The 12326-nt window shown below is 32.5% G+C and carries 15 protein-coding genes; 2 read left to right on the plus strand and 13 right to left on the minus strand.

Going from position 1 to position 12326, the window contains the following annotated elements; genetic code table 11:
* Positions 1-21 precede the first annotated feature (21 nt).
* The 6 genes from LKACC16343_RS08745 to eutM are packed head-to-tail and all read right to left on the minus strand — an operon-like array spanning position 22 to position 3698.
* Entirely contained in the window at positions 22-1449 is a 1428-nt protein-coding gene (locus LKACC16343_RS08745) for an aldehyde dehydrogenase family protein (protein ID WP_056951038.1), read from the minus strand.
* A gap of 16 nt (positions 1450-1465) precedes the next feature.
* Positions 1466-1771: a BMC domain-containing protein gene (locus tag LKACC16343_RS08750; protein ID WP_056951036.1), complete on the minus strand. Its 306-nt coding sequence runs from the start codon at positions 1769-1771 to the stop codon at positions 1466-1468.
* Positions 1772-1788: 17 nt separating this feature from the next.
* Positions 1789-2085: a BMC domain-containing protein gene (locus LKACC16343_RS08755; protein ID WP_025085270.1), complete on the minus strand. Its 297-nt coding sequence runs from the start codon at positions 2083-2085 to the stop codon at positions 1789-1791.
* 17 nt (positions 2086-2102) lie between these two features.
* Positions 2103-2384 (minus strand): hypothetical protein, encoded by a 282-nt coding sequence (locus LKACC16343_RS08760; protein ID WP_056951034.1) that lies wholly within the window; start codon positions 2382-2384, stop codon positions 2103-2105.
* Complete coding sequence (locus LKACC16343_RS08765) at positions 2381-3400, minus strand: DMT family transporter (protein ID WP_056951032.1); 1020 nt, start codon at positions 3398-3400, stop codon at positions 2381-2383. Before LKACC16343_RS08765 ends, LKACC16343_RS08760 begins: the two co-directional genes overlap by 4 nt.
* A 13-nt stretch (positions 3401-3413) precedes the next feature.
* Complete coding sequence (eutM, locus tag LKACC16343_RS08770) at positions 3414-3698, minus strand: ethanolamine utilization microcompartment protein EutM (protein ID WP_025085267.1); 285 nt, start codon at positions 3696-3698, stop codon at positions 3414-3416.
* A gap of 616 nt (positions 3699-4314) precedes the next feature.
* On the opposite strand from eutM, the gene LKACC16343_RS08775 reads away from it, so the two are divergent.
* Positions 4315-5028 (plus strand): VIT1/CCC1 transporter family protein, encoded by a 714-nt coding sequence (locus LKACC16343_RS08775; protein WP_056951030.1) that lies wholly within the window; start codon positions 4315-4317, stop codon positions 5026-5028.
* A gap of 55 nt (positions 5029-5083) precedes the next feature.
* On the opposite strand, the gene LKACC16343_RS08780 is transcribed toward LKACC16343_RS08775, so the two are convergent.
* The 3 genes from LKACC16343_RS08780 to LKACC16343_RS08790 all read right to left on the minus strand — a co-directional run bounded on the left by LKACC16343_RS08780 (position 5084) and on the right by LKACC16343_RS08790 (position 6774).
* Positions 5084-5623 carry a dihydrofolate reductase family protein gene (locus LKACC16343_RS08780; protein WP_056951028.1) on the minus strand — a complete coding sequence of 180 codons (540 nt, stop codon included), beginning with the start codon at positions 5621-5623 and terminating at the stop codon, positions 5084-5086.
* Between the two features lie 243 nt (positions 5624-5866).
* Positions 5867-6253: an effector binding domain-containing protein gene (locus tag LKACC16343_RS08785; RefSeq protein WP_056951026.1), complete on the minus strand. Its 387-nt coding sequence runs from the start codon at positions 6251-6253 to the stop codon at positions 5867-5869.
* A 137-nt stretch (positions 6254-6390) separates the two neighbouring features.
* Entirely contained in the window at positions 6391-6774 is a 384-nt protein-coding gene (locus tag LKACC16343_RS08790) for a MerR family transcriptional regulator (protein WP_056951024.1), read from the minus strand.
* Positions 6775-6835: 61 nt separating this feature from the next.
* Between LKACC16343_RS08790 and LKACC16343_RS08795 the strand changes: the two genes are divergently transcribed.
* Positions 6836-8050: an MFS transporter gene (locus LKACC16343_RS08795; RefSeq protein ID WP_056951022.1), complete on the plus strand. Its 1215-nt coding sequence runs from the start codon at positions 6836-6838 to the stop codon at positions 8048-8050.
* 253 nt (positions 8051-8303) lie between these two features.
* Here LKACC16343_RS08795 and LKACC16343_RS08800 read toward each other — a convergent pair whose 3' ends face one another.
* The 4 genes from LKACC16343_RS08800 to LKACC16343_RS08815 all read right to left on the minus strand — a co-directional run bounded on the left by LKACC16343_RS08800 (position 8304) and on the right by LKACC16343_RS08815 (position 12216).
* The gene (locus LKACC16343_RS08800; protein WP_056951020.1) at positions 8304-8954 is read right to left on the minus strand and encodes a hypothetical protein; all 651 of its coding nucleotides are present in this window, start codon (positions 8952-8954) and stop codon (positions 8304-8306) included.
* Positions 8955-9301: 347 nt separating this feature from the next.
* Positions 9302-10495 carry a hypothetical protein gene (locus LKACC16343_RS08805; RefSeq protein WP_056951018.1) on the minus strand — a complete coding sequence of 398 codons (1194 nt, stop codon included), beginning with the start codon at positions 10493-10495 and terminating at the stop codon, positions 9302-9304.
* A 241-nt stretch (positions 10496-10736) separates the two neighbouring features.
* Complete coding sequence (locus LKACC16343_RS08810) at positions 10737-11651, minus strand: hypothetical protein (protein WP_087721285.1); 915 nt, start codon at positions 11649-11651, stop codon at positions 10737-10739.
* 58 nt (positions 11652-11709) lie between these two features.
* On the minus strand, positions 11710-12216 hold the full coding sequence (locus tag LKACC16343_RS08815) for a hypothetical protein (protein WP_056951014.1): 507 nt from the start codon (positions 12214-12216) through the stop codon (positions 11710-11712).
* Between the last annotated feature and the right edge of the window lie 110 nt (positions 12217-12326).

Here is a 12326-nt window from a genome sequence, read left to right on the forward strand (position 1 = left end):
ATTCCCTCACTTCTCGTGGAATTAATTTTCTAAAATCTTATTAAGGAACTTCTTTAGAACATCTTCTTCAAAATTTTTGTCGTAGGATAAAATAGTTTCATCATCGTTGTAATAAATCATTCTTTGGTAAGTTAAATCTTCAGCTACGATGTTCTTAGCAGTACAACCTCTACCAGTCGTTTGACCACCTAAAAACATTGAAAGTGGAAAATTCGAACCTATTCCTACACCAGCTAGATAAGCTGAATCATTAACGATCATTCGACCAACTGGTTTTTGAATAGCATATTCTTTGATGATTTTGTCATCTTTGGAATGAATAACTAAGGTATGTCCGTTACGTTTTTCTTTCAAAAGATGGATACATTTTTCGCAAGCGTGACGCCAATCTGGTTCTTTATAAAAAGCCATAATTGGACATTTCAACTTCACAGCGAATGGATCATCTTCAAAAATATAAGGTTGTTCGGATACCAGTACCAGAGCATCATCAGGAATGGAAAAGCCCGATCGATTAGCAATCCATTTGGCTGTCTTACCGATACATTCTTCACTGACCCCTACTCCATTACGGAATAATGATTGTCTCAACTTAGCCTCTTCTTCTTTATTCATGAAGTAAGCCCCGTCATTAATCAATTGTGTTCTGACATGTTCAGAAATGGAGCTTTCGGCAACAACGAATTGTTCTGAGGCCGGGGCCAATCCATTATCAAAAGCTCTACTTTTAATAATCTGCGAACTTGCTTTAGCAATGTTGGCTGTCTTTTGAATAAAAACTGGTGTTGAACCTGTCTCTGCATAAAATACCGGTTTGCTTGGAATATTGATTTGATCATAATATTCAGCACAACCAACATTGATTACAGCAGCTATTTCTGAACTGGCGGTTAATTCTTTAACACCATTGAAAGTCACATTGTTCATATATCCGAGGAATCCTTGAGGTAATCCTGCGTTAGTACAGATCAGTTGAATCTGTGGATATATTTTTGAAGAAATTGATGACACCTTTGGATATGGAACTAATACTAAAGTATTCCCTGATTTAATCGCTATTAATAATGCGTAAACACTATATAAAACGGTATTTTCAATTGGTAAGAGCGTAACAATTGGACCTAGGGGCATGCCCATCTTTTCAATCTGATCTTTATCATTGAATAAAAGTGGTCCAATAATTTTTTCATTATCAATATTTTTCTTATATAGTTCAATGAACTGATTATATAGATCCAACTTATCTTCACATGATCCGATGGACTTATTGGCATACTCAAGCTTTAACAAGTCTGGCAAAACTTTGGTCAAATCATCGATTACTTTTTTAAGGGTAAGATTCAGTTCATCTTGACTGTATCCTTTTAACATTCCAAACGAATCCCTAGCTGTCTCCGAGACGATTCTTGCTTCCTGTAATGATTTCAAATCATTGTCTATTAATTGCATAATTATTGCTCCCTTATTATTCAGGCAATAGTTTATTCAATGCATATCGATCAATTATTTTTGTTAGGTCGCGATGAGGACTAGGAATGACTACTGAGCTATATACTTCAGCATTCATATTTTCTACAGCTTTGATTCCTGCGGCTACTGCACTTTCACAGGCTGAAACATCACCTTGAACAATTACAGAAATATATCCTGAAGCAACATTTTCATATCCGACAATATCGACATCTGCTGCTTTACACATAGCATCCGCAGCCTGTAGAACAAACACCAAACCAAATGTTTCAATTGATCCTATTGCTTTATAATTCTCCATATCTGTTTACTCCTAAGTTATTGATCAATATCATGAACTGAAACAATGTCGCCAACACCTGGTATTGGACGTGGCATAACATTGCTAGCCGTAAGTTTACCGATCTCTGATGCTGCTTTGGCACCAGCTTCAACGGCTGACTTAACTGCCGCAACATCGCCTTTTACAATAACCGTAACTAGTGTGGATCCTATGTTTTCATATGAAATCAATTCAACTTCTGCAGCTTTTAACATTTCATCGGCTGCTTTCAATGCAGGGACCAAACCAACTGTCTCTATGAGTCCCAATGCTTCATCACCTTTATATCTCATAAATTCAACCTCTTAGTTTAGTTGCTATACTTTTTATCAACATATTTTGCAACAGCATCACGACCATCAGCGTTGATTCGATAATTCATAATTAGGTTGTCGTCTTTGTCTAGTTCATAACTATCTAATTCGACCAGCCCATTGGCCTCTAAAGCCATAAAATGTTCCATATATAATTCTTCGTTAAACTGTTTTTCATTTCCATAAAGTGGTTTTAAGGCTGCCATAACTGCCTTAACATCAACTGCTTCGTGACTATTCATATAATTCAAAACGGCCATTCTACTTGGTAAACTCATTGTTCAACGCCTCCTTTTTTAAATAGATCTAAAGGATTCATCGTTACGATGATGGCACCTAGAACAATAACGATTGAACCAATGACGATTGTTGGAGTCAAAGTTTGACCTAAGAATAGGACACAGAATAGAACTCCCCAGAAAGCATAAGTAACATTGAGTGACATTCCAATTGCACATCCAACAGTTGCATTAGCTTTATACCAAGTAACGAATGAGATGGCTGCACTTAGTCCAGCTACAGCTAACCAAGCAAGTGGGATTCCGGCTGAAATTGTTCCGCCAAGTAATTTAAGAGCTCCTACAGCTGGAACCATAAGAACTAGAACTACTAGACCTGAAATTAATTCTCTCAAATTAACAGCAACGTCAGTATCGATCATTGCACCACCAAAGCTGGAGAAAACACCTTCAAGTCCCCAACTAACAGCGGCAATCAAAGCACAGATAATTCCAAGAGTGAAGTTAGGTGCTCCTTCAGGTTTTACAAAATTAATAATAATTGCGCCAAATACACAAAGCACCATACCCAAGACAACACGTTTGGTTGGCTTTTGCTTCAAAAACATCCAAGCAAACAAAGCACCGAACAAACTACATGTGGCAGAAATTGGAATTGCATAGGCACCGGCCATTGCTAAACCAACTAAGTAAGCACCATTAGCAATTGGTCCTCCAAGAAGGAATCCAATAACCAACATCTTGCCTGGCTTAGTCTTAAGAGTTCTGCCTAACTCCTTCAAGCGACCTTTTTTAGCGTTGTAGATCAACAACCACAATCCGGCAATAAAATCATTTAGTCCTGAACAGACAAACGGTGCTGCCAAAAATCCAGCGGCACTGACTAATGGATCATACCCACTAGCAACCATTACCAGAGTTGAATAAATACCATACGTTAATCCAGAAATTGCACCATTAATTAATCCTGTAGTGTGGAATTTTTTAGTTAATGCATTTTTCTTACTATCCGCAAGATTAATGCGACCATTGATAGATTCCTTATTAATATCCATTGTCACTTACTCCTTATTTTGTGTTTGGAGTTGGTAAAATATTCTCAACTTCTGCATGTGGACGAGGAATTACGTGAACTGATAATAGTTCGCCAATTCTTTGGGCAGCAGCGGCACCGGCATCAGTAGCGGCCTTAACAGCACCAACATCACCACGAACCATGACAGTAACTAGTCCTCCACCAACTAATTCTTTACCAATAAGAGATACGTTAGCTGCTTTCACCATTGCGTCGGCCGCTTCAATAGAACCTACTAAACCTTTAGTTTCAATCATTCCAAGTGCGTCATATTTCATGATAATCTCTCCTTTGTGAGCGTTTGCATTTTTGTTATGGTGCCATTATATTTATGCCCCCTACGGTTCAAGTCAACACTCCATTTCAAATTGTGTTCTAAAACACAAAATAACTGCCACTAAAGGCCGTAGAATAGGCTTTTTGATTAAAATTTTATTTTTTTAGACATAATCATGACAATCAAGTCTTTTTATTTGACATGTAGAAAATTTCACAATTTTTTAAAAAAGGCATTTTTGAAGAATATTTTTTGAGTTAAATTTTAAAAATACCGATTTAACAACGTTTCAAAATTCAAAATAAGACCCTGACCCTAGGGACAGGTTTACGTGAAGAAAGCCTGTCAGACTACACTTGTCGTTTTCTAAACAAATTTACTTGAAAAAATTTCTTCTACTAAAAAAAGCATTTTTAGAAGATCGTTTAATCTTCCAAAAACACCTTCAATTTAATGTTTATATGTGAAATTATTCGCACATTTTTTTGGTTTTCTACTGAGCATATTACTTGTCTTTTAAAAATTTATCTTTCTTTCTATTCAAAAATATAATATATTTAGTTAAACGTTTGCATTGACATTATAATTTCCGATGATCTAACAGAAGGAGACCAATTATGAGTAATTATTTACTGCATTCAATCGTACCCAGGGAAATTAAAAAACTACGTTTATCCGAAAGATTAAACGTAGTTCGAGCCGGTGTTTTAGGAGCTAACGATGGTATCATTTCCGTAGCTGGAATTGTGACTGGAGTGGCTGGTGCACAACAAAGTCAGATGACATTATTCATTTCTGGATTAGCTGGTATGTTTGCTGGAGCCCTATCAATGGGTGGAGGTGAATATGTCTCCGTTAGTACTCAAAGAGATACTCAAAGAAATATGGTTAAATTGCAAGAGGAAATGATTGCTGCAAATCCTAATCGTGAAGAAAATGCTCTAGCCAGTTATTATGAAAGTAAAGGTTTAGGCTTGGATTTATCAAGACAAGTTTCTTCTAGTTTAATGGAACAAGATCCCCTAGCTGCCACATTAAAATCCAAATTCAATATTGAATTCAAAGATTACTTCAGCCCTTGGCAGGCAGCTTTCTCTTCATTTTTCTCATTTATCATTGGTTCATTATTACCGCTGATGGCAATTACCTTTATTCCTTATCCATATAAAGTTTCAGGAACCATGTTTTCAGTAATCATTGCTTTAACTTTCACAGGATATATCAGTAGTAGACTGGGCAAATCCAATGTCATCAAAGGTATTTTGCGAAATCTACTTGTTGGGTTGGGAACGATGATCGTAACCTACTTCATAGGTACACTTTTAACTTAATTATTCTAAATACTAAAAGAGCATCCCTGACTTCAATCAGAGATGCTCTTATTTTTTACTTAACGTATTCAAGATAGGCAATACCGTTAACTTTTTTAGCTGATACCATTGTTAATTCTTTAAATTTTGTTTTATCTGAAAATAAAGGAATACCCTTTCCCAAAATAATTGGGACGATTCCTATTTGATAAACGTCAATTAAATCACTGTTAACCAATGGAGCAATGATACTACTGCCACCGATGATCCAAATATCTTTATTTGATGACCTATTCTTCAACCCCTTAACCAAATCAACAATATCACCGTCTACAAAATGCAAATTACCGACATCATCAATTGGCTGACGAGTCATTATATAATTATCAAAATCATCATAAGGATAACTATCTGGCGACAATTTATTAGCCACCTGATCATAAGTTTTGCGCCCCATGACTACTGAATCCACATGTTTAACTAATTTCTCATATTCACGATCATTGTCTTCACCAGATGTAAAATCATTATCAATCAAATAGTCAATGTTGCCATTTTCTTCTGCAATATATCCATCTAAAGTTTCCGCGATGAATAGAATAACTTTACGTGTCATATGTCTATCCTCCGGTTCTTCTGGTTAAACATATTGTATATTCTTGCAGTTGAAGTTACTAATAAAAGGCTATTTATTTTAATTCATAATCGTTTTAAACAAATCTTGATAGAATTGCTCAATAAGTGTTTGGCATTGTTCTAACAAAGATTACTGCTGCATAGTCATCTAATGAATTATTAATATATTTCAATTTATCCAATAAGGTATTCCACTTGAACCCAAGACCTATTTTTACAATTCTTACTTAACGGATATATATACTTCAACCGTTCCATCAGGATAATATTTTTCAAAATCATAATCATATTTTCTAATAATTTTTTTATTATCCTCGTCTAACCATACTTGTTTCCACAATTTGGGAACATCATTTGAATCGTCAGTATAAGTAATGTACTTATTAGAATCAGGTATTAAAATCCCAGACATATCATTTTTATCTTCAATTGCTGTAGTTAAGGAATAGTCGCCCCTATAATCAGATTGATAGTTATGATAAATACCATACCTAATTTTATTTTCTGGTATATTAACCACCGACTTAGACCACAGATCTGTAACTTTTGAAAACATTTCTGGATCATTGAAATTATTTGTGCGAATACTCTTAATTTTATGTAAAATCATGTTTTTCTCCTGCACGAACATATGTTCTATTAAAAGAATAACATACTTTATATATTTTTTAACCAAAAAATCCAAATTTACTTCTAATTAAGGAGGATCTAGAACTACAAGTCAGACATTATAGTTATTATTTCTGTTCACTTTATTAAATTATCTTGTTGCTGTTTTTTTAAAAATTCCATTTTTTCATTTAAATATTTGATACTAACCTCAATGTCAGACTGTTTTTCATGTAAGGACTCAACTTTTTCCCTCATCAATCTCAAACGTGTTGGTATGGTTTCTGGCCCTTGACCACGATAGTTGGTATAAGTATGAATTTCATCCAAAGTAAAACCAGCCGCTTTTAGTCTTAGCAACAATGCCACATGATCCACGTGGGCATCAGTATATTGTCGCAACTGTCTGGGACCATGTTCAGGATGGATAAGATCTTTCTTTTCATAAAATCTAATTGTATCTGGGCTCAACCCAGTTATTTTGGAAAACGTTCCAATTGAATATAATTTTTTATTTGACATGGACTTAACTCCATTATGTAAGATAGAATCTGTTGTTTTCAGAAAAACGGAGGCTCTTATATTGAATAATCATGAATCACTCTTTAGCCGTGACTTTTGGCTGCTTGCATTAACCAATCTTTTCGTTATGACTGGATACTATAGTTTAATGGTAACTGTTGGTCTATATTCAGTTAAAAAATTTCAAGCTCCTACTAGTATCTCAGGACTAATTGTCGGTATCACCGTCATAGGAATTCTTATTTCCCGTTTCTCCAGTGGTTACTTGACACATATCTTTAGTAACAAACAATTGATGGTCGCTGGTACCATTCTTCTAATTCCAGCAACTTTATTATATCAAATGGCTAATTCAATTCTCTTTCTAATAGTTGTTCGTTTGATTCAGGGTATAGCCATCGGTTTGGTCAGCACCGTAACTAATACTGCTGTCGTTTTACTATTTCCCAAAGCAAGAACTGGTGAAGGAATCGGTTATTTTAGTCTTAGTACAATTTTAGCAACTGCCGTTGGACCTTTTGCTGGATTATTAGTAGAACAACATTTTAATTTTAACGTAATGTTTATGATGGAAACTATTCTAGCAATTCTCGCTTTGATTTTTTGTCTCTTTGTTAATGGCAGTAAAATTGCTTTTCATTTCACAAATAAGCATCCTAAGATTACTATTCATGATTTTATTGAACCTAAAGCTTTACCAATCGCTAGTACAATTTTTATCGTTGGTTTAGGCTACGCAGCTATTCAAGCTTATTTAAGTTTTTATACAACAGAATTAAACTTAGCTAGTTACTCATCCGTCTTCTTCTTGATTTACGCCGCCGCAATTTTAATTTCTCGTCCATTCACCGGCAGAATTATTGATCATTTCGGTGAAAATGCGGTTATCATTCCTTCAGCAATTATTAATATGTTAGGAATGATGCTTTTAGCCGTAGCCAGTTCTGGTTGGATGATCTTGGTATCTGCCTTTCTAATTGGTTTAGGATTTGGTAATTTTCAATCCACCTGTCAAACCGTCGCTGCAAAAAGTGTTCCTATCGAAAGACTCTCCCAAGCAACAGCCACCTACTTCATTCTCTTTGATTTAAGTCTGGGAGTTGGCCCTTATGCTTTAGGTATAATTGAACCACTGACTGGTTATCGAGGATTATTCTGCCTAATGGGTATTACAATCATTATCGGTTTGATTTGGTACTTATTAGTTCATGCCCGCAAAAATAAAAATTTTGTTAAAGATATTGTTCCTAGTAGTTCTGATAATAAGTTAGATTAAATTGAATTTTTATGTAGTTATAATATTTCAAATCTTTTATTTTAAATTCTTTAGAATAAAAATATGGATATAACTCTCGGTTCTAAATAAAAATACGACCCAGAAATCAAATGATTTTTGGGTCGTATTTTTTCAACTTAGACTTATGTCCTAGTCCCACTTATCCATATTCATGATAAACGATATCAAGTTCAATTCTTTAAATTTTGTTTTATCTGAGAATAAAGAAGACAATTTTTCCTAATATAGATTATTAATTCCACTTAAATATCTTAGGTTCAGTATAATGACTGCGACCAACGTTATCATTATCGCAATGAATAAAAGTAATTATTCCTTTTTTGTATTGATCCATTGTGAACTTTTCAGCTTCTCCTACGAAAAGAACAGCCTTATTCTGTGCCATTAATGCTACTTTTGACTTTTCATTGTCCGTGAAATCCTTGAAACCACTGTTTACATAGACGTCGACATGTTTGTTTTCATTATATTCAATTCTTTTTATAACTACGGACCAAGCGAATGCCAAATTGGGAGTTCCATTTTCTGTTGGCTGACCATTTTCATCTAATTCTCCAAGGGCAAATCCCTTAGATTCATCTAGACTTTTCCTAATTTCATCATTAATTTTCTTTCTCTGATCAGATATACTATTTGTTTTTTTCTTTGAAGTATCCTCTTTCTTCTTTTCAACAAGTTTACTGGCTAATTTCTTTTTAGATACCTTTTCTGCACTTTTCTTATTATCCTTTAACGCTACCTTGTGGGACTTGTCTTTATTATCACTACTATGACCATTTGTGAAACCATTTACTGCCATAAAAAGAGCAATTATTCCAGCACCTATCCAATATCTTTTCCTCTTAGGCTTTTTCCTACTTCTTCTAAAATCACTTCTTTTCATAATCTTTCCCCTTTTAAAATTAATGTCAGTTAATTATATATGGGAAGTTCTGACCGATTCCATCCTACTTTGATATAGTTCCTTATCGATAAAAAGTTATATCTGGCAGCTAAATTTATTAATGCTTTTCAAAATTATTTAATATTAAAATGAATTCTATCTCTAGTGCTTCTAAAACAAAATTCATTTTTGGTAATACTCTTTTAAACAAATCTTGATAGAATTGCTCGATAATCATTACCATCATGATTTGACTTAGATCCAAATATACAAAAAATGCATAGCATAACTAATTGGCACCCTTTTGTATATTTAGATTCTTTTATAAATTATTCGTATATCTATGATTATAAATACATTTCAGACTCATATTCAGAATAACAATCAAACATCGAAGAACATCCACTTAGAAGATTTGATATTGCCCTTACACATGTCAAAATATGTATTGGATCTATTTTTTTTGAAATGTAATGAACTTGATGATTATACTCAGCTGGATATCTAAAAAAGCTACCTTCCTTATCAATCAATTGTAACTGTTCAATAAATGAACCTATATCATCTAGAATAACGGTTGATTCACCCGTTTGATTTGTTTTTTCAATTACGGGACGTAATTTTTTCCAGAAATCAGAATAAATTTTATGACTTCCCATTCGAAAATTTAGTGATTTAATCTCACTATAATCGGAACTTGAAAGTTGCTTTAATTCAAGTTCAATAAGATGTCTAAGTGAAAAAAGAGCGGGATAAACATACTTGTGGTCATTTGTTAAAAGGAATTCACTTACGGCCAGGTACCCATTAACCACTGTATAATACTTACTACTGTCGGAAAAGAAAGAATCAGAATACACCATCCCACCTAAATAACAATTCTCCATACCATCGTTTGCCTCAGTAAAAAACTCTGGGTGTGGCAATTCATTTGGAATGCCACCTTTAAATTGTCCACTTTCTTTAAAAGTACTTCTTATTAGTGAATAAGTTATATCCATTTTTACTGTAGTTCGATAAATATCAACAAATTTAGGTGGATTCTTTTCCATAAATTTAGGAGAAAAAGGATACCTGAATACTGATGAATTCCTATCCCATTGTTCCATATCATTCAAATAATCCTCGATCCATATTAATTCATAATTTGTAAGATTATCATTTTCAAAATTTTTAACTAGCTTAAATAGGCCACTAACATTATGTTTTAAATCATGAAATATTTTTTGAACCTCTTGTTTTTTTGAATAATACATGTATACCTTAGCTTTTAAAATTAATTCAATAGATTGCCTAAACATGAAAATATCTGATAAAAACCACCTATCATTTTTCTCATTGCTATGTTCAGATTGAAGAATTTCATTAGCAATTGAACATGCCGCCTGATAATATTCATCTGCTAATTTTAAATAATTATTAACATAATCCTTATCCCAACTTACTGATATTGGATCATTATTAATTTTCCAGAATTCATGAAATTCATCAGGCCATGCCTCATCATAAAACTTGTTTCTATCCCATCTTCCTATTTTCAATATATAATTTCCTCATTTTTATAATTATGAAAGAATATAAGACTGAAAGAACATCTCTGAATCTTATCAGAGATGCTCTTTATTCTTAACTATACCTCTTTAAAATTAACACAATCTAAGTAATATTTGATATAACGTGAAATCGTCCTAACAAAACATTCTTATTGAATATAAAACTCTTGCCGATGATACAATTGATCTCACTTTAATTACAATTTTAATAATGATACTTAGAATTAAATTAATTTCCTGTGTCTAAAAATTTCCTATTTGCCAAATCTCGAACTGAAAAACTGGAACTCTGCATCAATATTTTTTTAATTATTTCTAAATCTGGATTAGTTTCATTTTTAATTTCAAAGATTTCTTCCACCACCTGTCTTTTTACGGTGTCATTAGTATCCGTTACTAAAAGTTTTAATTGCCCTATGGCAAACTCACCATAACTCTTATCGTCTGATATAGATAAGAAACACTTAGATATATTAATTAATATCTGGTTATCACTATTTCTATTATTGTACGTTATAAGAAATTGTAAAACTTGCGGAATCATTTCTATTTTTGATTCGTCTTTAATCGATAATTTAATAAAATCAACTAAAATATCAGTTAAACACTCCACATATGCTGGAGAATTACTATTTGAAAGAATATATATTAAATCTTTATTTTCCTTTAAAGATAAAGATATTCCCATAATTCCACGAATTAGATCAATTAAATTAGTTGGTACTGCAGATTCAAAGAAACTAGTGCTTTCCGCAACCATCGCATCCAATTTTATGTTTTTCACAAAATATTCTTTCAATTTATATTTAATATCATCATAAGTTAATAACATTAATGCTACTTTGGTCACAGATCTTTTAATTTCAAAGGTTTGAAAAGAATTATTTAATGTATCAACCATTTCTTTAAATAACTTATTCAATATTTCATCATCCATAAATCTATTTTTATCAAACCTTGAATATATATTCATGAAAGGATCAATCCCAAACAGAGAAACTCTTTGTCCATTTTGTTGTTCGTTTTGACGTCTCATTTCCTCAAATTGATTATTTAAAAATAATTGGTAATCGTTTTGATAAGATATGTATAATTTGATATTATTATTAAAATATTTTTCATTATTTTTAACAATATATTTCAATAGTTTCTCAGATTCAGATGGCCACTTTGTAAATACAACTATAAGAGCATTGGTAATCTTAAGAAACATTATTATAGTGAAAATTAATAAATTTAGAACGATATACGGTAACTATTTCTGATAAAAAATCATCCATAATTTCTTCTACAAAATTACTAGAATCTTTTATATTAATATAAGTCTTTTCATTCTGAGATATCAATTTATGCTTAATAGCGGCATTCTTTTGATCATCTTTACTAGGAATAATATAAAATATTCTTGTTTTTTCTGCGACACGGGCTTCAGCAATTTCAATTGAAACTCCTTCTGAAATTGGATAATCCGCATCTATTAAAAATAATATAACATCGCAACTATGCAAATATGTCAAATATTCCTGTTCTAAAGGCAATGACGAAGAGTTATCTTCTTCAAGAAGAAACTTTTTTATAAATTTATACTTGTCTAACTCTTCAGATAAACCTTTTCTAATATCCAAAATTCTTTTTCTCTCTGGATAAACATCATTACGCATGACCGAACTAATAAATACATTTAATGGAAAATCAATTTTATCTGACATTAATACTCCTCAACAATCTATTAAAGTAACTATATCATAATGACATCAATGCATAAGTGTCTATTTGTATAGTTATTTATTCGCCTAATACAAAAGAGCATCACTGACAA

The organism is Companilactobacillus bobalius, assembly GCF_002179915.1.
GTDB lineage: Bacteria > Bacillota > Bacilli > Lactobacillales > Lactobacillaceae > Companilactobacillus > Companilactobacillus bobalius.